Here is a 26677-nt window from a genome sequence, read left to right as displayed (position 1 = left end):
TAGGGCTTTCCCGAGACCCCTTCCAAAGCGGGGTGGCGGCGCCATCTGACCGTTTCCGCTGACCACCTCCCCACCCCATGAAGCTCTCCACCTGGATTCCGCCACTGGTGCTCGCCTTGACGCTGGGGCTGGGCCACTTCAGCGCACAGTCGCAAGCGCAAACTCACGGCCAAGCCACGACTCTCATCGATGACGCGGCCAGCGACTTCCGGCAGCACATGAAACCGCCGCCGGACCAGTTCAGGCGCGTGCGGCTCGGGCAACTGACCGCCCCTGACGGCCAGACGCGGCAAGTGCTCTGTGGTGAGTTCCGTGTGGGAGCAGCCGGCCCGTGGACTGCCTTTGCGACCGTTCGAACGTCAGGCTATGAGCAGTGGCTGGGCGGCGGCGCCCAAGGGTTCTGCCAGGCACCCGGCTTCAAGCCCGATGCAGGCGGCGACCGGTCTGCCGCGCTGACGCGCGCAGTCCTGGCGCCCTCTGCCCAGGTCAGTAGCGCTCCGGCACGATGATCTCCGCCGGCACCGGGTGGCGGATGTAGTCCTCCCGGCGCTGGCGGGCCGGCAGTTCGATGTCGGCGTGCGGCACTTCTTCGTACGGCATCTGCGACAGCAGGTGATGGATGCAGTTCAGGCGTGCGCGCTTCTTGTCGTCAGCCGGCACCACCCACCAGGGCGACTCGGGGATGTGGGTGCGTTCCAGCATCACTTCCTTGGCCGTGGTGTAGGCCTCCCAGCGGCGGCGTGACTCCAGGTCCATGGGGCTGAGCTTCCATTGCTTGAGCGGGTCATGGATACGGCCCAGGAAGCGCACCCGCTGCTCGTCGTCGCTGATGGAGAACCAGTACTTGATGAGCTGGATGCCCGAGCGCACCAGCATGCGCTCGAACTCGGGCGCCGAGCGGAAGAACTCTTCGTATTGCTCGTCGGTGCAGAAGCCCATCACGCGCTCGACACCGGCGCGGTTGTACCAACTGCGGTCGAACAGCACGATCTCGCCGGCCGCCGGCAGGTACGACACATAGCGCTGGAAGTACCACTGCGTGCGCTCGCGGTCGTTGGGCGCTGGCAGCGCGGCCACGCGGCACACGCGCGGGTTCAGGCGCTGCGTGATGCGCTTGATGACGCCGCCCTTGCCAGCCGCATCCCGGCCCTCGAACAGGATGACCACCTTGTGGCCGGTGTGCACCACCCAGTCCTGCAGCTTCACCAGTTCGCTTTGCAGCCGGATGAGCTCGCGGAAGTAGCGCTGGCGGGCGCTGCGCTCATCGGGCGGCGTGTCGCTGGGCAGGTCGCCGTAGTCGCGGTCTTCGAGCTCGAGCTCCAGCTCCTCGTCGAAGTCGTCCTGCAGGTCACGGTGAATGCGCTTCACCAGGGCTTCATCGATGGGGCTCACGTGTCGTTCTCCGGCCGCAACTGCGGCTTTGCCGCGAGCCTAACGGCGCGCCAAGTCGGCCACATGACAACCCGCTTGACGACTTCGTTTACACACGTAATCATTGATCATCGTTTACAGGCGTAATCCATGAAGAAACCCCCGCCTCCCATCAGCGACGCTGAAGCCCAGGTCATGCGCCAGCTCTGGCAGCGTGCGCCACAGGCTGCCGACGAAATTGCCGCGGCGCTGAGTCCGCAGCAGGGCTGGGCCCTGGCCACAGTCAAGACGCTGCTGAACCGCCTGCTCAAGAAGGGCGCTGTAACCGCCGAGCGCGATGGCCGGCGCTTCCTGTACGCGCCCGCCATTCCCGAAGACGCCTGGGTGGCCGATACCGGCCTGTCCCTCATCGACCGCCTCTTCGGTGGCCGGCTGGCGCCGTTGGTGGCGCAGTTCGCCTCCGAGCGCAAGCTGGGTGACGACGACATCGCCGCGCTGAAGGCGCTGCTGAAGAAGCAAGGCCATGACTGATCTGCTGCTCGCCATGCTGACCCGTCAGGCCCTGGCCTTCAGCGCCGCCGTGCTGCTGCTGGCCCTGCTCAGGCCCCTGCTGCGCCGTGGCGGCGCCGGTGCCCTTTACCTGGGCTGGCTGCTGGTGCCGGCCCTGGTCCTGACGCCTGCCCTGCCCCGCCCGGCGGCCGAGCCGCTGCAACTGGCGCTGCAGGCCGCGGGTGCGCCAGGCCTGCCCACCGTGCCGGCGCTGCCGGCGCGCACCGGCGACCCGGCCTTGCCGCTGCTGCTGCTGTGGCTCGGCGGCACGGCGGTGGTGCTGCTGGCGCAGGCGCGGCGGCAGTGGCGGCTCAGCCGCCTGGTGGGCACCCAGGGCCGGCTGCCGGCCGGCAGCAGCCCGGCCCTCATCGGCCTGTGGCGCCCGCGCGTGGCCCTGCCGGCGGACTTCGAACACCGCTTCCCGCCCGCCCAGCGCGAACTCATCCTGGCCCATGAGCAGGTGCACCGCGAGCGGCTCGACAACCTCTGGAACCTGCTGGCCTGCGGACTGACCGCCTTGCACTGGTGGAACCCACTGGCCTGGTGGGCGGCTCGCCGCTGGCGGGTCGACCAGGAACTCGCCTGCGACGCCGCGGTGCTCGCCTCACGCCCCGAGGCCCGGGCCGACTACACCCGCGCCCTGCTCGCCGCCCACGACCTTCATCACCTCGGCGCGCCGCTGGCCAGCCGCTGGGGCACGACTCACCCCTTGATCGAAAGGATCGCCATGTTGAACCACGCTCGTCGCCTGTCTCGCCTTCGTGTCGCCGCCCTGGGCGGCAGCCTGCTGGCGCTGGCCGGCCTGGCTTATGCCGTACAGACGGAGACCCCCAAGTACGACACCCCGCTCGTGGAGCTGAAGGTCGAGCTGAGCTACCGGACCGGCAAGACGCCAGAGTTCAAGACCGAATCGGCCAACACCACGATGCGTGTTCACCTGGGCGAACGCGCCCTGCTGATGCTCCACGGCCGCCCGGACGCGCCGACCGCGGACCAGGTGGCCGTCGCCATCGTGGCCAGCGACCTCGGGGACAACAAGATCGACCTGCGCACCGAGGTCAGCAAGGGCAATCCGCTGAGCGTGGTGGCACGCCCGCGCCTGATCACGGCCAATGGCGTGAAGGCCCGCATCGAGCAGGGCCGCAACGACCCGGCGGACACGGAGATGCTGTCACTCACGATCACGCCGACCCTGATGGCCACGGCCAAGCCTTGAGCGCACACTTTGGGAGGAACGACCCGTGAACGCTGAACTCCTGCTCACCGCGCTGCTGCGCCTCACACTGCTGGCCAGCGCCGCCTTGCTGCTGCTGGGCGCCGGGCGCCCGGTGCTGCGCCGTGCCCTCGGCGCACGCGCCACCTATGCCGCCTGGCTGCTCGTGCCGCTGCTGATCGCCAGCCCCTGGTTGCCCCGCACGTCGCTGCCTGCGCCCGCCGCACTGGCGCTGCCCGCAGCGCTGCCGCTCGCTCCCGTCGATACGGAACCGGTGAACGCTGCCGTCGCGGCCCGCCCTGCCTCGCACTGGCCGATGGCGCTGCTGCTCACGTGGATGCTCGGCGCCGCCACGCTGGCCGCTGCGCAATGGCGGGCGCAACGCCGCTACGAAGCCGGCCTCTGGCGCGATGCCAACGGCCAGTGGCGCGCGCCGGCCGGACACAGCCCGGCCGTCGTGGGCCTGTGGCCGGGCCGGCTGGTGCTGCCCGCCGACTTCGCATGCCGCTTTGACGCGCCGACCCGCCAGTTGATGCTGGCCCATGAGGCCGTTCACCTGCGCCGCCAGGACAACGCCTGGAACCTGCTCGCCCTGCTGCTGCTGTGCCTGCAGTGGTTCAACCCGCTGGCCTGGTGGGGCCGGTGCGCGCTGCGCGACGACCAGGAGCTGGCCTGCGACGAGGCCGTGCTGGATGCCGCCACCGACCCCGCCGCCCGCGCCCGCTACGCGAGCGCCCTGCTGGCGGCGCACCAGGGGCCGGGCCACCCGGCACTGGCCAGCGGCTGGACGAGCTCGCACCCGCTGGTGCAGCGCGTGCAGTGGCTGTCGCGCTGGCGCCGTACCTCGCGGGTGCGTCGCCTTGCCGCGGCAGCCCTGGTGGCCGGCCTGGGTGCGGCGGCAGGGCTGGTGGCCCGGGCTGCCCAGGAGCCCACGGTGCCGGCACCGGCACCGGCGCCGACGTCTGCGGGCGCACAGGGCCTGGTGTTCGAGGTCGCCTCGCAGGTGGGCCGCCGGGACTGGCATCACGCCGACATGACCTTGCCACTGAACCGGCCACTGCTGGGCGGGCCCGCGGGCGTGATGCTGCAGTCGATGCTGCCGGGCTGGTGCCTGTACGTGTCGCTCTACACCTTCGCCGACGGCAGCGTGCGCCCCACCGCCCAACCGATGGACGAAACCTGCCAGCGCCCCCTCGCCGACTGGCAGGAGCTGCCCACCAACGGCCGGGTAGCGCAGTTCGTCGCGCAGACGGCGCAGGGGCCCTTGCAGGCCCAGGTGTCGGCGCGCTGGACGCTGCCGCAGCATCCCGCGGTGCCATCACTGAACCGGGCCGAGACAGCGGCGCTGCCGCAACTCTCGGCCGCCCAGCAGGCCGAGATCACCCGCCAGCGCGAGCACATCGCCCAGATCCGCCGCGACATGGACGCACAGGACCGCGCCTGGCGCGCCGCCCGCGAGGCTCAGCCCGGCACGCGGTAATTCGCCTCGCCGAACAGGTCCACCCCGCAGGCCAGCTGCTCGACCCAGTCGATGAACTCCCGCACCGCAGCGCCCACCATCGGCGCGCCGTGCTGGGGCGCAATCATGTCGATGTCGAGTTGCCGCACCATGGCCGCCCACAGCCGCAGGATCTTGTTGCTGACCATGTAGCGGCGGTGAAAGCCTTCCATCCGCGGGATGTGGCTCGCCAGTGACGTGACCGGCTTTTCAGGGTTGAGGCTGGTGCCGAGCGAGGCGCCCAGATCGCCCGAGAACAGGATGCGGCTGACCGGGTCGTAGAACTGGAAATTGCCTTCCGCATGCAGGAAGTGCGCCGGCAGGGCCCACAGCTCGAACCGATCCCGCCCGGCACCCAGCTGCAGCCGCTGGCCTTCGTCGGGCAGGCCCACCACGCGACCCACGGTCTTGCCCGGCTTGCAGAAGTGCGGCGCAAACCGCTCCCACAGCCGCGAGATGTAGACCGGCGCTTCGGTGGCCGTCATCCAGCGGTCCAGCGAGGCAATGATGTCGGGGTCGGCATGCGAGGCCAGGATGGCCGCCAGCTTGTGCGGCGGGAAGAAGGCCGACATGCCCAGGTAGAGCTCGTTGTACGCAATGTTGCCGCCCGGGTCGAGGATGGCCCCGGTATCGCCGTTGACCAGCAGGAACTGGTTGGACTGCACCGCGTCGCCGCCCTCGTCACCCAGGCGCGAGAACATCACGCAGACATGGCGGTCCTGACGGAACAACTCGATGGACATGGCAAGACTCGGGCAGTGGGGTTGGGGCCGGAGGCTAACGCTGGTTGACCGCGCAGGTGTTGTCCGAGGTCAAGGCTTGTGCAGGTGAGGCGACCGCGTCATGCGGTGGCCCGTGCTGACGGCCGATTGACCGCCGGGCCACGCCGTTTCGCGGCTGCACTTACAGTCGCGCCCTTTTCAAGTTGTTCCCCGCCCATGAGCCTGGCCGACGTCCGCGCGGCATTGAGTGCCGAGCTGTCGGCCACGCCCGAGTATTACGACTTCAAGGTGCTGCACGCCGAGCGTGACGGCGCGCTGTGGCGTGTCACGCTGGAACCGGGTTATGTGTTTGCCGAAGGCCAGCGCCCCGGCGCCGCCTCGGCCCAGGCCCTGCTGGACGACAGCCTGGATGGCGCCTCGGCCTGGTGGGGCGCGCCGGCCAAAGGGGGCGCCAGCGTGCTGGCCGTGGTGGCGGAGGAAGACCTGCTGGTGCTGCAGAACGCCAGCAGCACGCCGCCGCCGGCCGGCCACCTCATCCGGCTCTACCCCACGCGCTTCCTCAATGCCGTGGCCGATGCCTGGTGGGACACACCCTGGGCGGAATCGGCGCTGGCCTGCCTGCCGGATCTGTCATCGCCGCGCCCGCTGCGCGGCGGCACACCACTGACGGGCGAACCCTTTCGCTGGCTGCGACCGGCCCAGCGCGCGGCCCTGGCGCTGGTCGGCCACAGCAGCGGCTTCTTGTGGGGCCCGCCCGGCACCGGCAAGACCACGACGCTCGGCGTGCTGCTGGCCGAGTACCTCGACCGCCACCCGGCGGCGCGCGTGCTGCTGCTGTCCACCACCAACCAGGCCGTGGACCAAGCCACGCTCGCGGTCGACAAGGCCCTGCACAAAGGCCGGCGCGAGGCCCTGCGTGCCAGCGTGCAGCGCTTGGGCACCCGCTTCGATGCGGCCGCCTACGAAGGCCGCGAGCACCTCATCCCGACGCAGGACCGCGACCTCATCGCCAGGCTGGCCCGCGCCGAGGCCGCCCGCCCCACGGCGCGTGATGCCCAGGCGCTCAAGGCCTGGGCCGACCGCGTCGCCAGCCTGCGCGACGAGCTGCGCAGCGCGTCGCTCAAGGTGCTGCAACGCTGCCGCCTGGCCTGCATGACGACCACGCGCGCCGCGTTCACCTTGAAGACGCTGCGCGACCTGGCCAGCGACGGCGAGCCGCCGTTCGATCTGGTGGTGTTCGACGAAGCCAGCCAGGTGAGCCTGGCACATGCGCTGGTGCTGATGCCACTCGGCCGGGCACGCCTGTTTGCGGGCGATCCGCAGCAGCTGTCGCCCGTGCAGCGGGCGGATGACCGCGGCGCGCGGCGATGGCTCGGGCGCTCGCCTTTTGCTGAAATGCCGCCGCGTAGCCCGGCGGTGGCGCTGCTGGACGAACAGTCGCGCATGGCGCCGCCGATTGGCGAACTGGTCAGCGAGCTGTTCTACGACGGCGCCCTGCGCGTGGCCGCCGACGCGCTGACCTCCCCCGACTGGCGCGCGGCACGCGAGCGCGCGCTCGGCGACATCCGGCCCGAGGTGCACGTGCAGCTGCAGCGCATGACCACCGATGGCGGCTGGGTGGCGCAGGAGCGCGGCCCGGTGCGGCGCGAGTCGGCCGAGGCCATTGCGGCGCTGCTGAGCGATGCCCTCGGCAGCGGCGACTGGCAGCCTGACGAGTTGATCGTGCTGACCCCGTTCCGCGCGCAGCGGGCGCTGATCCGCCAGCAATTGCGGGCCCGCGGTCTGCCGGAGGCGATCCGCGTGAGCACCGTGCACCGCGCCCAGGGCAGTGAAGCACCGGTGGTGCTGTTCGACCCGGCGGATGGCGCGCAGCCTTTTCTGCACGGCGAGGCCGCGCAGCGCCTGCTGAACGTGGCGCTGAGCCGGGCGCAGGCCAAGCTGGTGCTGTTCGTCTCCGCGGCCGATGCGGCCAGCCCGCTGCTTGCACCGTTGGTGCGGCGCTTGCGGCTGGCCGGGGATGCGCGCCCGGTGACGCCCTTGCTGGCACTGGCGCGGGAGCCAGGCTTCCCGGCCAATGCGCTGGGCCAGCGCGTCAGCGCCGGGCGGCATGAAGGCGAGGTAGTGAGGCTGAGCCCGGACGGGCGTCAGTTCTGGCTGGTCAATGCGCGCACCGGCGCCGAGCAGCTGATCGACGTGGACTTCTGGCGCCGGCGCGCGCAGGGCGCCACCGGCTGAACCCGGCTCAGACCGCGGCGGTGATGAGCATCTCGACCTTCCACTCCGGGCGGGCAAGACCGGCGATGACGGTCGCGCGCGGCGGCGTATGGCCGGCCGGCACCCAGGCCTCCCAGGCGGTGTTCATGCCGGCGAAGTCGGCCCGGTCGGCCAGGAAGATCTCGGCGCGCAGGATGCGGGTCTTGTCAGTGCCGGCGCGCGCCAGCAGCTTGTCGATGGCGGCCAGCACCTGGGCCGTCTGGCCGACGATGTCGGCGCTGGTGTCTTCGGGCACTTGGCCGGCGAGGTAGGCCACGCCGTTGTGCACGGCCATCTCGGACATGCGGGGGCCGACGTCGAAACGTTCGACCGGGAAGGAGGGGGAGGTGGTGGTCATGATTTCTTCCGGGGTTTGGAGGACTTGGCAGCGGGGGCAGCGGCAGCGCCAGCCTTTTGGCCGATCTTGCTCTCGGTGCCTGCCAGCAGCTTCTTGATGTTGGCCTGGTGGCGCCACACCAGCAGCAGGCCCATGATGATCAGGCACAGCGCCGTGGGGCCGGCTTCCCAAATCAGCAACTGATATATCGGCGCGAAGGCCGCCGACACGATGGCCGCGAGCGACGAGTAGCGGCTGAAGAACGCGATGATGAGCCACGTAGCGAGCGTGGCCACGCCCAGCATCGGATTCAGGCCGAAGATGACGCCAGCCGCGGTGGCCACGCCCTTGCCGCCCTGGAAGCGGAAGAACACCGGCCACAGATGCCCCAGGAAGGCGCCGAGGCCCACGAGCGCCGCGGTGCCTTCGCCCAGGTCATAGCGTGGGCCCCAGACCGCTACCGCCAGCACCGGCAAATAGCCCTTGAGGGCATCGAACACGAGCGTCAGGATGGCCGCAGCCTTGTTGCCGGAGCGCAGGACATTTGTGGCGCCGGGATTGCCGGAGCCATAGGAGCGCGGGTCGGACAGGCCCATGGCCCGGCTGACGATGACGGCAAACGAAAGCGAGCCGATCAGGTAGCCGACGACGGCGGCAAGCAGAGGGAGGACGGTTTGCATGGGGCGGCATTGTCATGCAGCCGCCGCGGGCGATTGGAGCGGGCTATCGCCAATTCGCCGCCCGGCCGTTCATGTGCGGTCCCGCCCCAGCAAGCGCGGCAGCACCACCAGCACGGCCAGGGCCAGCAGCGTACTCAGGAGCGCGGTTGATTCGCGCCCCAGGCCGCAGGCCACGCCGATGGCCGCCGTCATCCAGATACCGGCGGCCGTGGTGAGGCCCTGCACGTCCTCCTCGCTGCGGTGCTTGATGATGGCGCCAGCACCCAGAAAGCCCACGCCGGTCACGACGCCCTGGATCACCCGGCTCATGTCGGCCACCGCCATGCCGCCCAGCGCCGGCACCAGCACGAACAGCGCTGCTCCCATGGCCACCAGCATGTGCGTGCGCACGCCGGCCGCCTTGCCACGGCTTTCGCGCTCATAGCCCAGCACGCCTCCCAGCACGCCGGCGAGGAGCAGCCGCGTGAGGATGCGTGTCACCTGCTCCGCGTCAGGCGCGTCGGAGAACTCGGACTGCAAGGTCTGCAGCACCGTCTGGGCCAGGCTGGTGGTCATCCCGCAGCTCCGGCAAGCGACGTGCCTGCCGCCGCAACGTTCAGTTCGCGCAGCTCACTGCCCGGGCTCCGAGCAACTCTGTCAGTACGCGCGGCTCGATGCCGACGAGATAACCACGCCGCCCGCCGTTGATGCAGATGCGGGGCAGATCCAGGATGCTCGCTTCCACGAACACCGGCATGGCCTTGCGCACGCCGAAGGGCGACGTGCCGCCGACCTGGTAACCGCTGTGCCGCTGCGCCACCTCAGGCTTGCAGGGCTCCACCTTCTTGCACGGAATCTGCCGGGCCAGCTCCTTCAGGCTCACCGTGCGGTCGCCATGCATCAGCACGATCAGCGGCTCGGCCTTCTCGTCCTGCATGACCAGGGTCTTGACCACGGCGTGCTCATCCACGCCCAACTGCTTGGACGACTCCGCAGTGCCGCCATGCTCGACGTAGTCGTACACATGCTCGGTGAAGGGAACACCGGCGCGCTTCAGGGCCTGGGTGGCCGGGGTCTCGCTGACATGGCTGCTCTTCTTGCTCATGCACGCATTTTCGGGGACGTGAGGAATTCCGTTAGGCGGTCGCGAATTATTGTTTTACAGTAAGTTTTTCTTGTTTTACGAAGCACTCCATGCCGGACTCCTTCTCTGCCGACGGCCTGCGCCGCATCCGACGCCTGGCCTGGATCGTGCGGCTGCTGTGCCTGATGGGGCTGGTGGTCATCGGCACCCTGCCCTTCATCTTCTGGGCGCAGCCGGAGTGGGTGGCCGAGATCGGCGCCAGCACCTGGAAGCTGGAGAAGCTCCAACTGGACAACGGATCGCGGCTGTGGGGCCTGGCCGCCACGCTGCTGCCCACCACCGTGAGCCTGTTCGCGCTGTGGCAGATGTGGGCGCTGTTCGGCTGCTTCGCCGAAGGCGAGCTGCTGGCGCTGCGCCCGGCCCAGCATCTGCGTCGCCTCGGACTGGGGCTGTGCGCACTGGCAGCGGCCCAGCCGCTCGGGCACACGCTGGCCATCCTGGCGCTGACCTGGGGCAACCCCAAGGGGGAGCGGCAGCTGTCGTTCACGGTGTCGTCCGACCATTACCTGGCGCTGCTGTTCGGGCTGCTGCTGCTGGCGCTGTCGCTCGTGCTCAGCGAGGCCGCGCGCGTGGCCGACGAGAACGCCGAGTTCATCTGAACCCCGCGTCACTGACATGCCCATCATCGTCACCCTCGACGTCATGCTCGCCCGCCGCAAGATGCGCTCGCGCGAGCTGGCTGAGCGCGTGGGCATCACCGAGGCCAACCTGTCGCTGCTCAAGAGCGGCAAGGTGCGCGGCGTGCGATTCGACACCCTGTCGCGCATCTGCGAGGCCCTGCAATGCCAGCCCGGCGACCTGCTGACCTGGGTGCCCGGGCCGGAGAGCGGCGAACCCGGTGGGGACGACGATGCGACTTGAGCGACGGCACGCGCTGTGGCTGCCCATCGGGTTGCTGCATGCGCTGTTGTTGCTGGCCTACCTGCCCAGGCCGCCTGCGGCAGCGGGCCCACCCGGCCGCTCCGTCGTCGTGCAATTGCTGCCAGCACCGCGCCCCGGCACGCTCGCACCGAAGACGCAGGCCGTGACCCTGCCCGCACGCGCCCGAGCTCCAGCGACATCCGCGCCGCGCCCGCCTGTCGAGGTCAGCGCACCGGAGGCGCCTGCGGGCGAATTGCCCAGCTCACCCCTGCCCTCTGCCGAACCCGCCACGCCCGGACCTGCACCCCTGCCACTGCTGCAGACCGACGCGACCCGCAAGGCCATCCGACTGGCGGCACGCGCGCCCCTGCTGTCGGAGCGCGCCGCCTCCGCCAGCGACGCGCCAGCCCGCGAAACCGCCCAGCAGCGCTTCGGCCGCGAGGTGGCGCGCACCGCCCACGGCAATTGCCTGAAGGGTGAGTTCCCCGGCGCTGGGGCCCGCCTGCTGAGCCTGCCCATGTTCCTCATCGCCGAAGCCAGCGGCCGCTGCCAGAAGTGATGCACCTCCTTCACAACGCCTCGAACGCCATGCACTCGAAAGCCCTCTTCCACGCTGCCGCGCTCGTCGCGCTGACCCTGGCCGGCGCCGCCCACGCGCAGACGCCGGAGCCCACCAAGCTCGCCCCGGTCACCACCGAACTCAAGCGCAACAAGGACGCCCTGCCCTACAAGCAGATCAACGAGTTCCTCACCAAGCTCGACCGCTACGGCGAGGGCTTGTTCCGCATGGACTTCAAGATCGACACCACTCGCACCACGATGCCCCTGGAGCAGTTGCGCATGGTGGTGCGCAGCGACGAGGCGGATCACCCGATCAAGCTCGACCCCAAGGGCGGCTTCCAGCTGCCGATGCTGCCCGAGGCCGAGGCCAAGACGGCGGATCTCGCCACCAATGCGCTGGCGGAGCAGAAGGTGTCCATCGCCGGCTCGCTGGAACTCAACACCAAGCCCAACGAACTGGACATGGCCAAGGTGCGCCAGATCGTGCGCGTGGGCTTCAAGCTGCGCGACGAACTGCTGCCCTGGTACCTGCGCTGGCTCTTCCCGCGCATCGAGGGCGTGCGGGTGTGCGCCGCCACCCCGGCCTTCGAGCTGGAGTGGCGCGAGAACGGCCAGCTGCTCGGCCTGCCCCTGCCCGTGGGCGAACGCGACCCCAAGGCCAAGAAAGGCAGCACCGGCCGCGCCTGCGCCCTCATCACCGGGCAGGAGCGCTGGCCTGATGCGGCCCGCCTGCTGGCGCCCGCCGATGCCGAGCTGAGCGTCAAGCTGCAAGGGCAATGACCTTCCACCAGGGCAGCCGCTGGCCGGCGCGCGTCGCCGTCGTGGGGCTGCACCTGGCCGTGGGGGCCTGGCTGTGGCAGCACCGCCCGCCGGCCCTGCCAACGGCGGGCGAACGCCGCGTCGTGACCTTGCGGCTGCTGCCTCCGCCGCAGCACCAGGCCGCGCCGCGCGCCAAGGCCCTGACGCCCCCCGCGCCGCCGCAGCGGGTGCCGCCGCCCCTGGCCCCCGTGATGCCGCCGCCCTTCTCCGCAGCCCCCGCGCCCGCGCCGCTGCCCGAACCGGCGCTCGCCCCGCCGCCCGCACCCGCGGAGCCGCCCCGCACCACGCTGCGCCTCACCTTGCCGCCCGGCTACGCCGCTTCATCCGCCGCCGCCCGCAACCCGGCGCTGAGCGACCCACGCAGCAACACCGCCCGCCCCACGCTGGAAGATCGCATCGGCGACGCGACCGGCGGGGCAGGTGCTTGGGTGGAAGAGCGCACCAGCGACTACGCCTCACAGGCCGTCGGCGCCCTCGGCGACCGCCGCACCGTGCTGCGCCGCGGCGACACCTGCGTGGAAGTGCACCGCTCGCGCATCGCCGACTCCGACCCCTTCAACGGCAGCGTCGCCCCGCGCACGGCACCGATGGTGGGCAAGCCGTACAAGTGCAAGTGAAGCACGCGCGCTGCGGTGCTGCGCTGGTCCGGGACGGCGGGAGCGGATGCGGAGCCTTGCCTGTCTCTATGGCCCGATGAGTCCGCGCGATGTCAATGTCTTGAACCGTCAGTTGCTCACCGCCTCTGGCCGTGAGGCGGGGGAACTTGATCAGTGGATGCTTCGCAGCGGTTTCAGTCCCTGGCTTCCTCGATCTCGGTGCCCGAGAGCTGTCGTTCAACGCCGAGGCTCAGCGCACGGTGGAGCCATCCGCTGCAGCGATGGGTTGAACCGGATAGGCGAGCGTTGGCGATCAGTTCGCCGGTGCGGTGTGGCGAGCCTTCGCCTCGCGATAGCAGACGATGCACACGATGGCCACGCCGTTGAATGCTCTGAATGCATCTGTCATACCCCCTTCTTGCTCAAACTTCTCTTCGCACCAATGAAACCAAGCTTGTAGGTCGTGCGGGTCACTGCTGTTTTCGATGAACCCTGCCAGCGCGCCAGCCGAGTCCTGCAGGTGCTTGCAAACAACAGCCGAAACGCGCTTGCCGTGCGAGCCGCAGTTGATAAGCATCGGGTCAGTCATATTTCGCATGCGGTTCAACGTTCGACGCGAGCCGACGACGCAAGCGCGCAACGCGCTTGCATCGTCGGCTCGATGGATGGACTAGGTCGCACCCCGGATGCGCCCCTTGCTCACGGCCAGAACCCTCTCAGCTACTGCGCCGTACAGCTTGATGCGAGACCAGTGGTTTGCCGGCTGTACGACAACGTGCTGAACGAAGAGGAACCGCCCCTCCTTGACACTGGCGATCTGCGACCAGGGAATGAAGAGCGGTGGGCACATGAACCTGAACAAAAACAGCAAAGACAGCCCAAGCCCTTGTTCAGACACGGTGACCGTGAGGCAGTTGCCGTAGCCCACAGGAAAGAACCGCATTCCAATCGACCCTGACCTCATACGAAACCGATCACCTTTCGGCTCTGCCAATGCACGCCACTCACTGGCAAAGCTCGCCCAGCCCGAGAGCACGGCGAGCAGACCACAGGCTCCAAACCACATCGCGGCAAAAAACGCCAGAAACCACGGCGAGCTTGGGTCCGGTGGGAACGACATGACGTGCCGCGATGTGTGCGGCCTAACGTTTGACATGGGAGGCGCTAAGCGGCACTAGGCCGGAAAGCGTCCTCTCGATGGAAGGGTTGGGCCTCATTGGTTCGGAAGAGCCAAGTAGAAGCTGGCCGCACCGATGACACCAAACACTCCCGCGGCGCCAATGCCAAGGAGATCGGATACGAGCCCCGAACTGGAACCTGACCAGACAACCATCGCTCCAACGGGAGCTGCACCAATAGCCGCGCCGACCAGAACGAGTGGGATGAAACTGAGGCGACCAGCCTTGTATAGCAGGAGGCTTGCTGGCACCCCGAGGATCAACACATGCGCAGCTGACACTACGAACGCGCACATGAAGAAGAAGCCCAGATCCCTGGCGCCTGTGCTGACTGCGCAATACAACGCGAAAGCCGCAGCTGGGGCTGCCGATGCTGCAGCTATAGCCGGGAAAGCTGCTCCGAATGACTTCATGACGTCCAACCTGTTCTCGGAAGACAGCCGACGCCGCCTACGCAGGCCCCGTGCGCCCTGGATCGGCGCGCCCGGGCACTGGTAAGACATTGATAGCTCATCAAAATCCCTCGCTTGACTGTGTCTCTACACAGCACCGAATTCAGCCGCGGCACGCGTTTGCAAACCTTCGGTGAGGGTACGGTGACCGCCAGGGTGCGCACATGATGCCAGCCCTGTTTCCCGATCCGGCACGACCGCACCGGCTCGGAGGCTTCTTGGGTCAGTCAATCAACACGCTGATGTCAGCCCCCAGCCCGCGGCAACAGCGCCGCAATCTTGCGCACCGTCGCCCAGTTGCGCGTCGTGACACCGCGCCCGGCCTTGCCCAGCATCGCCTCGCCCACCGCACTTTCGAGCAGGCCGCCCGGGCAGTGCAAGTAGGCCGCCTGCGGCGTGATCATCAGGCGCTCGCCAGCGGTAGCCAGCGGCACAAGCGGCTGCAGGGCCTGCAGGGCGGCCTCGTCAGGGCCGAACGCGACCAGGAAGCGCGAATGATCGCCGTCAGGGGGGTCGCACGGCACACCGTCGACGATGCGGGCGAACTCGGCGGCCGACTTCACGACGACCGGCGTCACCACGCCCAGGCGGCTGGCCAGCGCCTCGGCAATCGCCGCCGCCAGCCGCGGGCCCGAGCGTGCCGGGCTGCTGAACACCGCGTTGCCGCTGTTGAGCAGGGTCTTGACCTCGGTCGCGCCGAGGTCCTCCAGCACCTGCTTGAACTCGGCCATCGGCACGCGATTGCCCTTGCCCACATTGACGCCACGCAGCAGGGCGACGAAGCGGGGCATGGCGTCAGGCGGCGCGCGCCGCCCGCTCCGCTTCGCGCAGGCGCAGCACCCGCCGTTGCACCTTGCCGGTGGTGGTCATGGGCAGCGCGTCGATGAACTCGATCTCCTTGGGGTACTCGTAGGGCGCCAGGCGCGCTTTCACGTGCGCCTGCAGGGCCTCCACCAGCGCGGTGTCGCCGGCGTGTCCGTCGGCCAGCACCACATAGGCCTTGACCAGCGCGCCGCGCTCGGGGTCGGGCTTGGGCACGACGGCGGCGTTGGCGACGGCCGGGTGCTTGAGCAGGCAGTTCTCGATCTCGCCCGGCCCGATGCGGTAGCCGGCGCTCTTGAAGACGTCATCGGCACGGCCTTCGTACCAGAGCGTGCCGTCGGCGTCCATGCGCGCCAGGTCGCCGGTGCGACACCAGCTGTCGGCCGGGTCGCCGGTGAACTTGGCGCGGGTGGCGGCGTCGTTGTTCCAGTAGCCGAGGAAGAACACCGGGTCGGGGGCGCCATGCCGGTCACGCGCATGCACGGCCACCTCGCCCACGCTGCCCGGTGGGCATTCGCGTCCCTCGTCGTCGATGACGGCGACGCGGTGACCAGGGTAGGCGCGGCCCATGCTGCCCGGCCGCGCGGGCCACAGGGCCTGGCAATTGCCCACCACATAGTTCATCTCGGTCTGGCCGAACATCTCGTTCACGGGCACGCCCAGGGCATCTCGGCACCAGGCAAACACGGCGTCGCCCACCGCCTCGCCGGCGCTCATCAGCGCGCGCAGCTTCAAGCCATGGCGCCGGGGACGCGGCTCGGCCTTCATCATGGCCTTGAGCGCCGTGGGGAAGAGGAAGCTGTGCGTCACGCCATAGGTGGCCATCAGCTCGAAGGCTTTGGCAGCCGAGAAGCGCCCCTGCCAGGCCACGATGGGCCGGCCGAAGTAGAGCGTGGGCAGCAGCGCATCCATCAGGCCCCCGGTCCAGGCCCAGTCGGCCGGGCTCCAGAAGACGGCATCACTCGGCCGACTCGCATCGAAGGGATCGAAGCCGAACCAGTTCTGGCTGGCGATGAAGCCGGTCAGGTTGCCAATCAGGGCCCGGTGCGGGATCAGCGCGCCTTTGGGGTTGCCGGTGGTGCCGCTGGTGTAGATGAGGATGGCCGGGTCGTCCGCGCGGGTGGCCACGGGCTTGAAGCGGGCTTCCTCGGCCTGCAGGGCTTCCATCCAGTGCAGCTCGTCCCCCTCGGCGGGGCAGTCACCGACGACCAGCACACGCCGCAGCGCCGGGCATTGCGCCTTGACCTCGCGCAACGCGGGCAGCGCCTCGCAGGCCGCAATCGCCAGCACCGCGCCGCTGTCCTGCAGCCGGTAGGCCAAGGCCTCGGCGCCGAACAGCATGGACAGCGGCATGGCCACCGCCCCGATCTGCTGCAACGCGATATGGGCCACCGCCGTCTCGAACCGCTGCGGCAGGACGATGGCCACGCGGTGGCCGCGGCGCACGCCCTGGTTCAGCAGCGCGTTGGACAAGCGGTTGGCGGCACGCTGCAGTTGCGCGTAGCTGTACTGGGCGCGGCAGCCGCTCTCGCTGTCGAAATAGATGGCCGTGGCGTTGGGCGTCTCGCGCGCCCAGCGGCCGCAGCAGGCTTCGGCGATGTTGAAGTCCGGCGGCACCTGCCAGCGAAAGGCGGCGTGCAGTTGCTCGTAACGGTCTTCCACCATGCGTCACCGCGCTCCCGGGTCAAGGAGGCGGATGCTAGCCAGCCGCCCGACCGACGGCCTCATGGATTGCCCGGGGCAGCCGGGCCCGGTCGATCAAAGCCCCAGCCAGGCCGAGGGCGACCACAGGCTCGGGCGGTCGCCGTCGGCATAGCGCTCCAGCGCTTCGCCGGTGAGGCGGCAGATGCGCCACTCGGGCATGACCTCGGCGCCGAGCTTCTCGTAGAAGCGGATGGCGTCTTCGTTCCAGTCCAGCACCGTCCAGTCGAAGCGGCCGTAGCCACGTTCGCAGGCCAGTTGCGCGAGCTCGATCAGCAGCGCCTTGCCCAGGCCGCTGCGGCGGTGAGCGGGGCGCACGTAAAGGTCTTCGAGGTACAGGCCGGGCTTGGCGAGGAAGGTGGAGAAGTTGGTGAAGTACAGCGCAAAGGCCACGACTTCGCCCTGAACCTCGCCCACCAGGCATTCGGCGACTGGGTTGTCGCCGAAAAGATGGGGCTCCAGCTTGGCCGGCGTGACTTCGAGCAGATGGGTGAGCTGCTCGAACTCGGCCAGCTCGCTGATGAGTTGAACGATGGCGTGCAGGTCACGCGGCTCGGCGGGGCGGATGTCGTGGCGGGGTGGCATAGGTGACATTCTCCGCGGCCTGTCGTCGCCTAAAGTGCGGATATGCCCGATGTCTACACCCCGCGCCGCCTTCATCGAGACGAGTTCGTGACCCTGCGTGGCCTGCGCCACCACCTGCTGCGCTGGGGTCAGCCCTTGCCTGGCCAGCCCCCGCTGGTGATGCTGCACGGCTGGATGGACGTGGGCGCGTCGTTCCAGTTCGTGGTCGATGCACTGGCCACGGAGCGCGAGGTGATCGCCATGGACTGGCGCGGCTTTGGCCTGAGCGAGGCCTCGGGCGCGGACTGCTACTGGTTCCCCGACTACCTCGGCGACCTCGACGCCCTGCTCGACCTCGTCAGCCCCGGGGCGCCCGTGGACCTGCTGGGGCACAGCATGGGTGGCAACGTGGTCATGACCTACGCGGGGGTTCGCCCAGACCGCATACGTCGCCTCGTGAATCTCGAAGGCTTCGGCATGCCTGATGTGGCGCCTGCGGCAGCGCCCGAGCGGTTGGCCAAATGGCTGGATGAGCTGAAGGAGCCGCCGAGCCTGCGGCCCTACGCCACCCAGGCTGACGTCGCCGAGCGACTGCGCAAGACCAACCCCCGCCTGCCCGCCGACAAGGCCGCCTGGCTGGCCGGGCACTGGGCCCGCGAGACGCCCGAGGGTTACCGGCTCAATGCCGACCCCGCGCACAAGCTGCCCAACCCGGTGCTCTACCGCAAGGCCGAGGCACTGGCCTGCTGGCAGCGCATCAGCGCGCCCACGCTCTGGGTGGAAGGCAGCGACGACCAGCTCACGCGCTTCTGGGGCACCCGCTTCCCGCGCGAGGAGTTCGAGGCCCGCCTGGCGGTGGTGCCCAAGCTGGAGCGCAGCGTGCTCCAGGACGCCGGCCACATGCTGCACCACGACCAACCCGAGGCCTTGGCCGAGCGCCTGCACGTTTTTTTGGCGTAAGCCGCGTCGGCCAGAATCGGCCGCGATGCCTACGTCATCCGATCTCCCTCGACAGCGACGCTCACGCCGGTGGTGGCTGGGCCTGGCCTTCAGCCTCCTGTGTGGCGGCGCGCTGGCGCAAGCCCGCTGCGGCCGGCCGCTGGTGGTGGCGGTGTCTGACCTGGGGCTGGGCGCCTACCAGGAGCAGGGCGAACTGCGCGGCATCATCCCCGACCTCATCCGCGAGTTGCAGGCCCGCAGCGGCTGTGCACTCAACCTCGTGATGATGCCGCGCGCCCGGGCGCTGCTGGCCTTCGACCGCGGCGAGGTGGACGTCATCACCTCGGTCATGCGCACCCCCGAGCGCGACCGGGTCGGTGCCTTCCTGCCCTATGGCTACACCAAGCACGACCTGCTGGTGCTGCCGGAGTACGCCGCCGGCATTGGCAGCCTGGCGGACGTGGTGCGCCGGCCTGAGATGACCGTGGGCGTGGTGCGGGGCATTCGCACCAACAGCCGGGTCGATGCGCAGATCGAGCAGCTGTTGGTCATTCGTCGGGCGGAGTATTCGACCGATTACGCCGGCCTGAGCGCCAAGCTCAGCGCCCGGCGCATCCAGGCGGCCATCGTGCCCAATGCCATGCATGTGAAGCTGCGCCGGGACGGCCTGGTGCCGGCTGACGCGGCGCTGGTGGACGTCCCCGAGGCGACGCCGCAGCAGCTCGGCCTGTACGTGAACCGCCAGCGGGTCACCGCGCCCATGATCGTGCAGCTGGAGCGTCCGCTGGCCGTCATGGTCAGCAGCGGCTGGGTGCGCCAGACCTATGTGCGGCACATGGGCGAGGCCGAGACCCGGCGCATGTACCAGGCCCTGGACAAACGCTGACGCCTCAGCCCTCCTGCTCGGGCGGCGCCTCGGCTTCCAGCCGGTTCATCCAGCGTGCGTACAGGATGACGATGGCGCAGAACCCCAGCAGCGCGCCCTGCGACGCCAGCCAGAAGCCCAGCGGCCAGCCAAACACCTCCACCGTCAGCTCGCGGGCAAAGAACACCGGCCCGAACGCCACCACAGCCCAGGCCAGCAGCAGCCCGACCGTGATGCGCCGGGTGCGGCGCCAGTAGGCCTCACTCATTCAGCAAGCCCCACTGCTGGAGCATGAAGGCGTAGGTGCGCGCCGTCTCGCGCAGCGCGTCGAAGCGGCCGGAGGCGCCGCCGTGGCCGGCGGTCATGTTGATGTCGAACAGCACCGGGTTGCGGCTGGTGTTGACGGTGCGCAGCTTGGCCACGTACTTGGCGGCCTCCCAGTACGGCACCTGGCTGTCGTTGATGGCCGTCTTGGCCAGCACCGCCGGGTAGGCGCCCGGCCTGAGGTTGTCGTAGGGGCTGTAGGCGCGCATCCAGGCGTACTCGGCCGGGGTGTTGGGGTTGCCCCACTCGATGTACTCCTCGGTGGTGAGCGGCAGAGTGGCGTCGAGCATGGTGTTGATGACGTCCACGAAGGGCACCTGCGCCACCACGGCCTTGAACAGGTCGGGCCGCAGGTTAGTGACGGCGCCCATCAGCAGGCCGCCGGCGCTGCCGCCGTTGATGATGAGCTGGCTGGGCTGGGTGTAGCCGCGGTCCACCAGGCCCTGGGCGCAGGCGACGAAGTCGGTGAAGGTGTTCATCTTCTTGCCGAGCTTGCCGTCCAGGTACCACTGGCGGCCCAGGTCGCCGCCGCCACGGATGTGGGCGATGGCGAAGATGACGCCGCGGTCCAGCAGCGACAACCGGCTGCTGGCAAAGCGGGGGTCCATCGGGATGCCATAGCTGCCGTAGCCGTAGAGGAGCAAAGGCTGCGGGCCTGGCTTGCGCTTGTCCTTGCGGTAGACCAGGCTGATGGGCACGCGCGTGCCGTCGGCAGCGCTCACCCACAGGCGCTCGCTGGCATACAGGCTGGCGTCGTACCCGCCTTGCACCGGCTGCACCTTCAGCAGCGCCAGCTTGCCGGTGGCGAGCTCCGCCTCGTAGGTGCTGGGCGGCGTGGTGAGCGAGTTGTAGGCGAAGCGCACCCTCGGCGCATCGAACTCGCGCTGCTCGCCGAGCACGGCGCTGTAGGCCAGCTCCTGGAAGACGATGTCGCGCGGCTTGCCCCCCGCAAGCGGGAACAGGCGCAGCTTGACCGAGCCACCCTCACGCACCTGGGCCACGGCATGCGTCTTGAACGCGGCCACCTGTTCGATCATCGCGTTGGCGCGGTGCGGGATCAGTTCCTTGGCGGCCTTCAGCGCCGCTGCGGTCACGACCGGGCCGGTGCCCGGCTTCATCGGCAGGCGCAGCAGCCGGAAGTTGACGCCGCGATCGTTGATGCGCAGCAGCAGCTCGCGACCGACCGGCGTGATGCCGTATTCGACACCGGCCCGGCGCGGCAGCACCTCGCGCCAGCGGCCCTCGGGCTGGTCCGCGGGCAGCACCCGCCAGTCCTGGGTGTCCTTGGCCATGGAACCCAGCATCAGCGTGCGGCCGTCGAGCGACTTGGTCAGCATCAGGTTGAACAGCTCATCCGGCTCCTCGTGCACCAGCACGTCGGGCCCCGCGGCGCCGATCTGGTGGCGCCAGAGTTGGTGCGAGCGTCGCGCCTCGTTGTGGCGGATGTAGAACAGCGTGCGGCTGTCGGCGGCCCAGACGTAGGCATCGGCATGCGGCGTGGTGGTCAGCACCCGGTCCTCGCCCGTGGCGATGTCGCGCAGGTGCAGCTCGAAGTCGCGCGCGCCGGTGGCGTCCACGCCGTAGGCCAGCAGTCGGTCGTCCGGGCTGACGGCCAGGCCGTTGAGGTTGACGAACTTGCGCGTCTTGGCGAGTTCGTTCATGTCCACAAGGATCTGCTCCGGCGCCTTGGGGTCGAGCTGGCGGTCGGGGCCGGCAGCGGGGGTGCGGAAGAAGACCGGGTACTGCTGCCCCACGTCGATGCGCGAGCTGTACCACCAGGCGCCGCGGCGCTGCGGCGCCGCGCTGTCGCGCTGCTGGATGCGGCCCTTCATCTCCTCGAAGAGCTTGTCCGTCGCGGCGGCATAGGGCTGGTACCAGGCTTCGGCGTAGGCGGCCTCGGCCTTCAGGTGGGCCTGCACCTCGGGGTCGTCCTTCTCGCGCAGCCAGAAGTAGTCATCGACGCGCCGGTCGCCATGGACGCTGACGTCCTTGGGCTTCTTCGCCGCCACGGGCGGCTGGGGCGCGTCGGCCTGCGCGGGCCACACGGCCAAGAGCGGGGCCGCCAGGGCCACCGAGCGGGCCACGGCCCGCCAGCAGGACAGCAGATGCATGCAATCGTCTCCCACCGGACGCCGCCCACACGGCAGCCCGCACTCCGGCGGGGGCGAGTGTGCCTGCAGTTGGCGGGGGCATGCAAAAATCCGCCCCTTTGCAAGTTCCGCCGGAAACCGTCATGGACACCGAACACATCAACCAAATCGGCAACAGCCTGGCCGACCTCTCAGCGCGCACCGACGCGCTAAGGGGGTATCTTTGACTTCGACCGCAAAGCCCTGCGCCTGAACGAAGTCAACGCGTCGCTCGAGAACCCCAACGTCTGGAACGACCCCAAGCGCGCCCAGGAACTGGGCAAGGAAAAGCGCACGCTCGAAGCCGTGGTCGACACGATCACGCACCTGACCTCCTCCCTGGCCGACAACACCGAGTTGTTCGAGATGAGCCGCGAGGAAGGTGACGAAGCCGGCATGCTCGCCATCGAGGAAGACGTCGAGAAGCTGCGCAAGACGGTCGAGGAACTCGAGTTCCGCCGCATGTTCAACAACCCGGCCGACCCGAGCAACTGCTTCATCGACATCCAGGCCGGCGCCGGTGGCACCGAGGCCTGCGACTGGGCCGGCATGCTGCTGCGCCAGTACCTGAAGTACTGCGAGCGCAAGGGCTTCAAGGCCACGCTGGAAGATGAAACCCCCGGCGACGTGGCCGGCATCAAGAGCGCCACGATCAAGGTGGAGGGCGAGTACGCCTTCGGCCTGCTGCGCACCGAGACCGGCGTGCACCGCCTGGTGCGCAAGAGCCCGTTCGACTCGTCCGGCGGCCGGCACACCTCGTTCGCGTCGCTGTTCGTCTACCCGGAAGTCGACGACTCCATCGAGATCGACATCAACCCGGCCGACGTGCGCACCGACACCTTCCGCGCCAGCGGCGCCGGCGGCCAGCACATCAACAAGACCGACTCGGCGGTGCGCCTGACGCACATCCCGACCGGCATCGTCGTGCAATGCCAGGACGGCCGCAGCCAGCACAGCAACCGCGACGTCGCCTGGCGCCGCCTGCGCTCGCGCCTGTACGACCATGAGATGAAGAAGCGCATGGAAGAGCAGCAGAAGCTGGAAGACACCAAGACCGACGTCGGCTGGGGTCACCAGATCCGCTCCTACGTGCTGGACCAGAGCCGCATCAAGGACCTGCGCACCAACTACGAGACCTCGGCTACGCAGAAGGTGCTCGACGGCGACCTGGACCAATTCATCACCGAGTCGCTCAAACAAGGCATCTGATGCCCCAACCGGCCGCTGCGGCGGCCGTTTTTTCGCCCTGAACCCCTCCTCACCTCAAGGAAGCCCCTCATGCGTGAAGGCACCGCTCCCCTGATCCAACGCCTGGACTACCAGCAACCGGCGTTCTGGATCCGCAAGGTCGACCTGAGCTTCGACCTTGACCCGGCCAAGACCCTGGTCACGAGCAAGATGCAGATCGAGCGCAACGCCACGGTGCCGCACGGCCCGCTGCGCCTGCATGGCGAAGAACTCAATGTGCTGCGCGTGCTGATCGACGGCAGCAGCGTGTCCTTCCGCCAGGAAGGCCATGAGCTGATCATCGACAACGCGCCCGATGCCGACTTCGCGCTCGAGATCCGCAACACCTGCTGCCCCGAGAAGAACACGGCGCTGTCGGGCCTGTACACCTCGGGCGGCAGCTTCTTCACGCAGTGCGAGGCCGAGGGCTTCCGCCGCATCACCTACTTCCTGGACCGGCCGGACGTGATGGCCGTCTACACGGTCACACTGCGCGCCGACGAGGCCAAGTACCCGATCCTGCTGTCCAACGGCAACCTGGTGGACAGCGGCAAGCTCGACAACGGCCGCCACTTCGCCGTCTGGCACGACCCCTTCCCCAAGCCCAGCTACCTGTTCGCCGTGGTGGCGGGTGACCTGGTCGCGCGCGAGCAGCGCATCCGCACCCGCGCCGGCAAGGATCACCTGCTGCAGGTGTATGTGCGCCGCGGCGACCTGGAGAAGACCGAGCACGCGATGAACAGCCTCATCGCCTCCATCGTCTGGGACGAGGCCCGCTTCGGCCTGCCGTTGGACCTGGAGCGCTTCATGGTGGTCGGCGTGTCCGACTTCAACATGGGCGCGATGGAGAACAAGGGCCTGAACATCTTCAACACCAGCGCCCTGCTCGCCTCGCCTGCTACCGCAACGGACGTGGACTTCGCCCGCATCGAGTCCATCGTCGCGCACGAGTACTTCCACAACTGGACCGGCAACCGGGTCACCTGCCGCGACTGGTTCCAGCTGTCGCTGAAAGAAGGCCTCACGGTCTTCCGCGACCAGGAGTTCAGCATGGACATGGCGGGCAGCCCATCGGCCCGGGCGGTCTGCCGCATCCAGGACGTGCGCCAGCTGCGCGCGCTGCAGTTCCCCGAGGACAGCGGCGCCATGGCGCACCCGGTGCGCCCGGACAGCTACAGCGAGATCAACAACTTCTACACCGCCACCGTCTACGAGAAGGGCTCGGAGGTGGTGCGCATGTACCAGACGCTGGTCGGCCGCAAGGGCTTCGAGGCCGGCATGAAGCTCTACTTCGAGCGCCATGACGGCCAGGCCGTCACCTGCGACGACTTTGCGCAGGCGATCGCCGACGCCAACCCCGGCTCGCCGCTGGCCACGCGCCTGGACGCCTTCAAGCGCTGGTACGCCCAGGCCGGCACGCCGCGGGTGACCGCCCATGGCGAGCACGATGCCGCGGCCCGCACCTACACCCTGCGCTTCACGCAGACCACGCCGGCCACGCCCGGCCAGGCTGACAAGCAGCCCCAGGTCATCCCGGTCGTCATGGGCCTGCTGGACCGCCACGGCAACGCACTGGCGCTGAATGCCGCAGGCGACACCGAGACCGTGCTGGTGCTGGACCAGGCCGAGCAGACGTTCACGTTCGAGAACATCGACAGCGAGCCCGTACCCTCGCTGCTGCGCGGCTTCTCCGCCCCGGTGGTGCTGGACGACGGCCTGTCCGACGCCGCCCTGCTGGTGCTGATGCGCCATGACACAGACCCCTTCAACCGCTGGGAAGCTGGCCAGCGGCTCGCGCTCAACCGCATCCTCGCGGCCCTGCGCGCCGGCCAGCCGCTGGTGCTGAGCAATGCCTTCATCGAAGCGATGCGCGGCGTGCTGAACCACCCCGAGCTCGACCCTGCCTTCAAGGAACTGGCGCTCACGCTGCCGGGCGAGAGCTACATCGCCGAGCAGCTGGACGTGGTCGACCCGCAGGCCATCCACGCCGCCGTGATGGCTGCCCAGACCCAGCTCGCCAGCGCCCTGCGCGACGATTGGGCCGCCGCCTTCGAGGCACATCAGGTCCAGGGCGGCTACACGCCCGACCCGGTGTCCGCCGGCAAGCGCGCCCTGGCCAACCTGGCGCTGTCCATGCTCGTGCTGGACGCCCAGGCCACCGGCGACACCGTCTGGCCGGGCAAGGCCTACCAGCGCTTCAAGGACGCGTCCAACATGACGGACCGCATGGGCGCGTTGTCGGCCCTGGTCAATGCGCATGCCGAACTGGCCGCACCGGCGCTGGAGCGCTTCCATGCGCTGTTCAAGGACGACGCCCTGGTGGTGGACAAGTGGTTTGCGCTGCAGGCCCGCGCGCCGGAAGCGGAAGGCCGTGTGTTCGCCCGCGCCAAGGCGCTGACAAAGCACGCCGACTTCACCCTCAAGAACCCCAACCGCGCCCGCAGCCTGCTGGCGTCGCTGTGCATGTTCAACCCGGCCGCCTTCCACCGCGCCGATGCGGCCGGCTATGTGTTCTGGGCCGAGCAGGTGTTGGCGATCGACGCCATCAACCCGCAGCTCGCGAGCCGCGTCGCCCGCGCGATGGACCGCTGGGCCGTGCTGGCCGAGCCCTACCGCAGCGCCGCCCGCGAAGCCGTGGCCCGTGTGGCCGCCAAGCCCGACCTCTCGCCGGACGTGCGCGAGATCGTCGAACGCGCGCTCGCCTCGGGGAGCTGAACCATGTCCCGCCAGACCAGCCTGACCCAGTACCTCGTCGAGCAGCAGCGTGAGCACGGCCACATCCCGCAGGAGCTGCGCCTGCTGATCGAGGTGGTCGCGCGCGCCTGCAAGCGCATCGCCATCGCCGTCAACAAAGGCGCCCTGGGTGACGTGCTCGGCACCGCCGGCAGCGAAAACGTGCAGGGCGAAGTGCAGAAGAAGCTCGACATCATCGCCAACGAGGTGCTGATCGAGGCCAACGAATGGGGCGGCCACCTCGCCGCGATGGCCAGCGAGGAGATGGACGGCATCTACGTGGTGCCCAACCGCTACCCGCAGGGTGAATACCTGCTGCTGTTCGACCCGCTGGACGGCTCGTCCAACATCGACGTCAACGTTAGCATCGGCACCATCTTCAGCGTGCTGCGCAAGGTGGGCCATTCGCGCGGCGTCAGCGAAGACGACTTCCTGCAGCCCGGCAAGCAGCAGGCCGCCGCCGGCTACTGCGTCTACGGCCCGCAGAGCATGCTGGTGCTGACCGTGGGCGATGGCGTCGCGGTCTTCACCCTCGACCGCGAGACCGGCTCCTGGGTGCTGACGCAGGACCAGGTCAAGATTCCCGAGGACACGAAGGAATTCGCGATCAACATGTCCAACATGCGCCACTGGGCACCGCCCGTGAAGCGCTACATCGACGAATGCCTGGCCGGCAGCACCGGCCCGCGGGGCAAGGACTTCAACATGCGCTGGGTGGCCAGCATGGTGGCCGACGTGCACCGCATCCTCACGCGCGGCGGCGTCTTCATGTACCCCTGGGACCAGCGCGAACCCGAAAAGCCCGGCAAGCTGCGCCTGATGTACGAGGCCAACCCGATGGCCTTCATCGTCGAACAGGCCGGCGGCGCCGCCACCAACGGCACCGAACGCATCATGGCCCTCAACCCCACCAAGCTGCACGAACGCGTCGCCGTGGTGCTGGGTTCCAAGAACGAGGTGGAACGCTTCACGGCCTACCACTTGGAAGCCGCTCAAAAATAGTGGCTATAATGGCGGGCTTCGGCAGTTGCGGGTGACCGCAGCTTGTTGAGAAGGCCGGCATAGCTCAGTTGGTAGAGCAGCGCATTCGTAATGCGAAGGTCGGGGGTTCGACTCCTCTTGCCGGCACCAGAATCCCAAAAACAAAGCCCATCCAATCG

The 26677-nt window shown here is 69.0% G+C and carries 28 protein-coding genes and 1 tRNA gene; 16 read left to right on the top strand and 13 right to left on the bottom strand.

Features of this window, described 5'->3' with window-relative positions:
* The first annotated feature begins 77 nt into the window (after positions 1–77).
* Positions 78–509, top strand: a complete 432-nt coding sequence (locus tag CDO81_RS14545) for a hypothetical protein (RefSeq protein WP_088483939.1) — start codon at positions 78–80, stop codon at positions 507–509.
* Here CDO81_RS14545 and ppk2 read toward each other — a convergent pair.
* Positions 487–1392: a polyphosphate kinase 2 gene (gene ppk2, locus CDO81_RS14540; RefSeq protein ID WP_088483938.1), complete on the bottom strand. Its 906-nt coding sequence runs from the start codon at positions 1390–1392 to the stop codon at positions 487–489. The two genes, CDO81_RS14545 and ppk2, sit on opposite strands and share 23 nt — an antisense overlap.
* 129 nt (positions 1393–1521) lie before the next feature.
* On the opposite strand from ppk2, the gene CDO81_RS14535 reads away from it, so the two are divergent.
* From CDO81_RS14535 to CDO81_RS29150, 3 genes are read left to right on the top strand one after another with little or no spacing between them, the layout of a single operon-like run.
* Positions 1522–1902, top strand: coding sequence for a BlaI/MecI/CopY family transcriptional regulator (locus CDO81_RS14535; RefSeq protein WP_088483937.1), 381 nt, complete (start codon positions 1522–1524; stop codon positions 1900–1902).
* Complete coding sequence (locus tag CDO81_RS14530) at positions 1895–3136, top strand: M56 family metallopeptidase (protein WP_088483936.1); 1242 nt, start codon at positions 1895–1897, stop codon at positions 3134–3136. The genes CDO81_RS14535 and CDO81_RS14530 overlap by 8 nt, the downstream gene beginning before the upstream one ends.
* 25 nt (positions 3137–3161) lie before the next feature.
* Positions 3162–4613, top strand: coding sequence for a M56 family metallopeptidase (locus tag CDO81_RS29150; RefSeq protein WP_088483935.1), 1452 nt, complete (start codon positions 3162–3164; stop codon positions 4611–4613).
* Here the strand turns inward: CDO81_RS29150 and CDO81_RS14520 are convergent.
* Positions 4595–5374, bottom strand: coding sequence for an oxygen-binding di-iron domain-containing protein (locus CDO81_RS14520; RefSeq protein WP_088483934.1), 780 nt, complete (start codon positions 5372–5374; stop codon positions 4595–4597). The two genes, CDO81_RS29150 and CDO81_RS14520, sit on opposite strands and share 19 nt — an antisense overlap.
* A 195-nt stretch (positions 5375–5569) precedes the next feature.
* Between CDO81_RS14520 and CDO81_RS14515 the strand changes: the two genes are divergently transcribed.
* Positions 5570–7588 carry a DEAD/DEAH box helicase gene (locus CDO81_RS14515; protein WP_088483933.1) on the top strand — a complete coding sequence of 673 codons (2019 nt, stop codon included), beginning with the start codon at positions 5570–5572 and terminating at the stop codon, positions 7586–7588.
* Between the two features lie 7 nt (positions 7589–7595).
* On the opposite strand, the gene CDO81_RS14510 is transcribed toward CDO81_RS14515, so the two are convergent.
* From CDO81_RS14510 to ybaK, 4 genes are all read right to left on the bottom strand, one after another.
* Positions 7596–7964: a RidA family protein gene (locus CDO81_RS14510; RefSeq protein WP_088483932.1), complete on the bottom strand. Its 369-nt coding sequence runs from the start codon at positions 7962–7964 to the stop codon at positions 7596–7598.
* Positions 7961–8623, bottom strand: a complete 663-nt coding sequence (gene plsY / locus CDO81_RS14505) for a glycerol-3-phosphate 1-O-acyltransferase PlsY (RefSeq protein WP_088483931.1) — start codon at positions 8621–8623, stop codon at positions 7961–7963. The genes CDO81_RS14510 and plsY overlap by 4 nt, the downstream gene beginning before the upstream one ends.
* Positions 8624–8692: 69 nt before the next feature.
* On the bottom strand, positions 8693–9178 hold the full coding sequence (locus CDO81_RS14500; protein ID WP_088483930.1) for an MgtC/SapB family protein: 486 nt from the start codon (positions 9176–9178) through the stop codon (positions 8693–8695).
* Between the two features lie 40 nt (positions 9179–9218).
* A complete protein-coding gene (gene ybaK / locus CDO81_RS14495) occupies positions 9219–9707 on the bottom strand; it encodes a Cys-tRNA(Pro) deacylase (RefSeq protein WP_088483929.1) in 489 nt (162 codons plus the stop codon).
* Between the two features lie 89 nt (positions 9708–9796).
* Between ybaK and CDO81_RS14490 the strand changes: the two genes are divergently transcribed.
* From CDO81_RS14490 to CDO81_RS14470, 5 genes are read left to right on the top strand one after another with little or no spacing between them, the layout of a single operon-like run.
* Positions 9797–10345 (top strand): DUF2975 domain-containing protein, encoded by a 549-nt coding sequence (locus tag CDO81_RS14490; RefSeq protein WP_088483928.1) that lies wholly within the window; start codon positions 9797–9799, stop codon positions 10343–10345.
* 16 nt (positions 10346–10361) lie between these two features.
* A complete protein-coding gene (locus CDO81_RS14485; RefSeq protein WP_088483927.1) occupies positions 10362–10607 on the top strand; it encodes a helix-turn-helix domain-containing protein in 246 nt (81 codons plus the stop codon).
* Entirely contained in the window at positions 10597–11166 is a 570-nt protein-coding gene (locus CDO81_RS14480; RefSeq protein ID WP_144397258.1) for a hypothetical protein, read from the top strand. The genes CDO81_RS14485 and CDO81_RS14480 overlap by 11 nt, the downstream gene beginning before the upstream one ends.
* A gap of 29 nt (positions 11167–11195) precedes the next feature.
* Positions 11196–11948 (top strand): hypothetical protein, encoded by a 753-nt coding sequence (locus tag CDO81_RS14475; protein ID WP_144397257.1) that lies wholly within the window; start codon positions 11196–11198, stop codon positions 11946–11948.
* Positions 11945–12604, top strand: coding sequence for a hypothetical protein (locus CDO81_RS14470; protein WP_088483924.1), 660 nt, complete (start codon positions 11945–11947; stop codon positions 12602–12604). Before CDO81_RS14475 ends, CDO81_RS14470 begins: the two co-directional genes overlap by 4 nt.
* Positions 12605–12896: 292 nt before the next feature.
* Here CDO81_RS14470 and CDO81_RS14465 read toward each other — a convergent pair whose 3' ends face one another.
* The 5 genes from CDO81_RS14465 to CDO81_RS14445 all read right to left on the bottom strand — a co-directional run bounded on the left by CDO81_RS14465 (position 12897) and on the right by CDO81_RS14445 (position 17321).
* A complete protein-coding gene (locus CDO81_RS14465; RefSeq protein ID WP_206602106.1) occupies positions 12897–13172 on the bottom strand; it encodes a hypothetical protein in 276 nt (91 codons plus the stop codon).
* A gap of 81 nt (positions 13173–13253) precedes the next feature.
* Positions 13254–13703 (bottom strand): hypothetical protein, encoded by a 450-nt coding sequence (locus CDO81_RS27640; RefSeq protein ID WP_144397256.1) that lies wholly within the window; start codon positions 13701–13703, stop codon positions 13254–13256.
* A gap of 755 nt (positions 13704–14458) precedes the next feature.
* Positions 14459–15004, bottom strand: a complete 546-nt coding sequence (locus CDO81_RS14455; RefSeq protein ID WP_088483921.1) for a DUF1697 domain-containing protein — start codon at positions 15002–15004, stop codon at positions 14459–14461.
* Between the two features lie 4 nt (positions 15005–15008).
* Positions 15009–16700 (bottom strand): acetate--CoA ligase, encoded by a 1692-nt coding sequence (locus CDO81_RS14450; RefSeq protein WP_088483920.1) that lies wholly within the window; start codon positions 16698–16700, stop codon positions 15009–15011.
* Positions 16701–16793: 93 nt separating this feature from the next.
* Positions 16794–17321: a GNAT family N-acetyltransferase gene (locus tag CDO81_RS14445; protein ID WP_088483919.1), complete on the bottom strand. Its 528-nt coding sequence runs from the start codon at positions 17319–17321 to the stop codon at positions 16794–16796.
* Between the two features lie 42 nt (positions 17322–17363).
* Here CDO81_RS14445 and CDO81_RS14440 point away from each other — a divergent pair, with 42 nt between their 5' ends.
* A complete protein-coding gene (locus CDO81_RS14440) occupies positions 17364–18260 on the top strand; it encodes an alpha/beta fold hydrolase (protein ID WP_088483918.1) in 897 nt (298 codons plus the stop codon).
* Positions 18261–18285: 25 nt separating this feature from the next.
* Entirely contained in the window at positions 18286–19125 is an 840-nt protein-coding gene (locus tag CDO81_RS14435) for a substrate-binding periplasmic protein (RefSeq protein WP_088483917.1), read from the top strand.
* Between the two features lie 4 nt (positions 19126–19129).
* Here CDO81_RS14435 and CDO81_RS14430 read toward each other — a convergent pair whose 3' ends face one another.
* Positions 19130–19372 carry a DUF4212 domain-containing protein gene (locus CDO81_RS14430; RefSeq protein ID WP_088483916.1) on the bottom strand — a complete coding sequence of 81 codons (243 nt, stop codon included), beginning with the start codon at positions 19370–19372 and terminating at the stop codon, positions 19130–19132.
* Entirely contained in the window at positions 19365–21539 is a 2175-nt protein-coding gene (locus tag CDO81_RS14425) for a S9 family peptidase (protein ID WP_088483915.1), read from the bottom strand. Before CDO81_RS14425 ends, CDO81_RS14430 begins: the two co-directional genes overlap by 8 nt.
* A gap of 122 nt (positions 21540–21661) precedes the next feature.
* Here CDO81_RS14425 and prfB point away from each other — a divergent pair.
* From prfB to CDO81_RS14405, 4 genes are all read left to right on the top strand, one after another.
* Positions 21662–22766, top strand: a protein-coding gene (prfB, locus tag CDO81_RS14420) for a peptide chain release factor 2 (RefSeq protein ID WP_144397255.1) whose coding sequence is annotated in 2 segments (ribosomal slippage) — positions 21662–21742 and positions 21744–22766 — 1104 coding nt in all. Because the reading frame shifts where the segments join, the coding sequence is not laid out codon by codon here.
* A 69-nt stretch (positions 22767–22835) separates the two neighbouring features.
* Entirely contained in the window at positions 22836–25499 is a 2664-nt protein-coding gene (pepN, locus tag CDO81_RS14415; RefSeq protein ID WP_088483914.1) for an aminopeptidase N, read from the top strand.
* Positions 25500–25502: 3 nt separating this feature from the next.
* A complete protein-coding gene (locus tag CDO81_RS14410; RefSeq protein ID WP_088483913.1) occupies positions 25503–26519 on the top strand; it encodes a class 1 fructose-bisphosphatase in 1017 nt (338 codons plus the stop codon).
* Positions 26520–26572: 53 nt separating this feature from the next.
* Positions 26573–26648 (top strand) — tRNA-Thr (locus CDO81_RS14405).
* Positions 26649–26677 lie beyond the last annotated feature (29 nt).

It is taken from the genome of Roseateles puraquae (genome assembly GCF_002205845.1).
Lineage (GTDB): Bacteria > Pseudomonadota > Gammaproteobacteria > Burkholderiales > Burkholderiaceae_C > Pelomonas > Pelomonas puraquae.
This window is presented reverse-complemented; position numbering and strand designations above follow the sequence as displayed.

Bases quoted from the DNA above. Each gene is read 5' to 3' on its own strand.
- CDO81_RS14545 (WP_088483939.1), top strand. From the start codon at position 78: ATGAAGCTCTCCACCTGGATTCCGCCACTGGTGCTCGCCTTGACGCTG.
- CDO81_RS14535 (WP_088483937.1), top strand. From the start codon at position 1,522: ATGAAGAAACCCCCGCCTCCCATCAGCGACGCTGAAGCCCAGGTCATG.
- CDO81_RS14530 (WP_088483936.1), top strand. From the start codon at position 1,895: ATGACTGATCTGCTGCTCGCCATGCTGACCCGTCAGGCCCTGGCCTTC.
- CDO81_RS14520 (WP_088483934.1), bottom strand. From the start codon at position 5,374: ATGTCCATCGAGTTGTTCCGTCAGGACCGCCATGTCTGCGTGATGTTC.
- CDO81_RS14515 (WP_088483933.1), top strand. From the start codon at position 5,570: ATGAGCCTGGCCGACGTCCGCGCGGCATTGAGTGCCGAGCTGTCGGCC.
- CDO81_RS14510 (WP_088483932.1), bottom strand. From the start codon at position 7,964: ATGACCACCACCTCCCCCTCCTTCCCGGTCGAACGTTTCGACGTCGGC.
- plsY (WP_088483931.1), bottom strand. From the start codon at position 8,623: ATGCAAACCGTCCTCCCTCTGCTTGCCGCCGTCGTCGGCTACCTGATC.
- CDO81_RS14500 (WP_088483930.1), bottom strand. From the start codon at position 9,178: ATGACCACCAGCCTGGCCCAGACGGTGCTGCAGACCTTGCAGTCCGAG.
- ybaK (WP_088483929.1), bottom strand. From the start codon at position 9,707: ATGAGCAAGAAGAGCAGCCATGTCAGCGAGACCCCGGCCACCCAGGCC.
- CDO81_RS14490 (WP_088483928.1), top strand. From the start codon at position 9,797: ATGCCGGACTCCTTCTCTGCCGACGGCCTGCGCCGCATCCGACGCCTG.
- CDO81_RS14485 (WP_088483927.1), top strand. From the start codon at position 10,362: ATGCCCATCATCGTCACCCTCGACGTCATGCTCGCCCGCCGCAAGATG.
- CDO81_RS14480 (WP_144397258.1), top strand. From the start codon at position 10,597: ATGCGACTTGAGCGACGGCACGCGCTGTGGCTGCCCATCGGGTTGCTG.
- CDO81_RS14475 (WP_144397257.1), top strand. From the start codon at position 11,196: ATGCACTCGAAAGCCCTCTTCCACGCTGCCGCGCTCGTCGCGCTGACC.
- CDO81_RS14470 (WP_088483924.1), top strand. From the start codon at position 11,945: ATGACCTTCCACCAGGGCAGCCGCTGGCCGGCGCGCGTCGCCGTCGTG.
- CDO81_RS14465 (WP_206602106.1), bottom strand. From the start codon at position 13,172: ATGACTGACCCGATGCTTATCAACTGCGGCTCGCACGGCAAGCGCGTT.
- CDO81_RS27640 (WP_144397256.1), bottom strand. From the start codon at position 13,703: ATGTCGTTCCCACCGGACCCAAGCTCGCCGTGGTTTCTGGCGTTTTTT.
- CDO81_RS14455 (WP_088483921.1), bottom strand. From the start codon at position 15,004: ATGCCCCGCTTCGTCGCCCTGCTGCGTGGCGTCAATGTGGGCAAGGGC.
- CDO81_RS14450 (WP_088483920.1), bottom strand. From the start codon at position 16,700: ATGGTGGAAGACCGTTACGAGCAACTGCACGCCGCCTTTCGCTGGCAG.
- CDO81_RS14445 (WP_088483919.1), bottom strand. From the start codon at position 17,321: ATGCCACCCCGCCACGACATCCGCCCCGCCGAGCCGCGTGACCTGCAC.
- CDO81_RS14440 (WP_088483918.1), top strand. From the start codon at position 17,364: ATGCCCGATGTCTACACCCCGCGCCGCCTTCATCGAGACGAGTTCGTG.
- CDO81_RS14435 (WP_088483917.1), top strand. From the start codon at position 18,286: ATGCCTACGTCATCCGATCTCCCTCGACAGCGACGCTCACGCCGGTGG.
- CDO81_RS14430 (WP_088483916.1), bottom strand. From the start codon at position 19,372: ATGAGTGAGGCCTACTGGCGCCGCACCCGGCGCATCACGGTCGGGCTG.
- CDO81_RS14425 (WP_088483915.1), bottom strand. From the start codon at position 21,539: ATGCATCTGCTGTCCTGCTGGCGGGCCGTGGCCCGCTCGGTGGCCCTG.
- pepN (WP_088483914.1), top strand. From the start codon at position 22,836: ATGCGTGAAGGCACCGCTCCCCTGATCCAACGCCTGGACTACCAGCAA.
- CDO81_RS14410 (WP_088483913.1), top strand. From the start codon at position 25,503: ATGTCCCGCCAGACCAGCCTGACCCAGTACCTCGTCGAGCAGCAGCGT.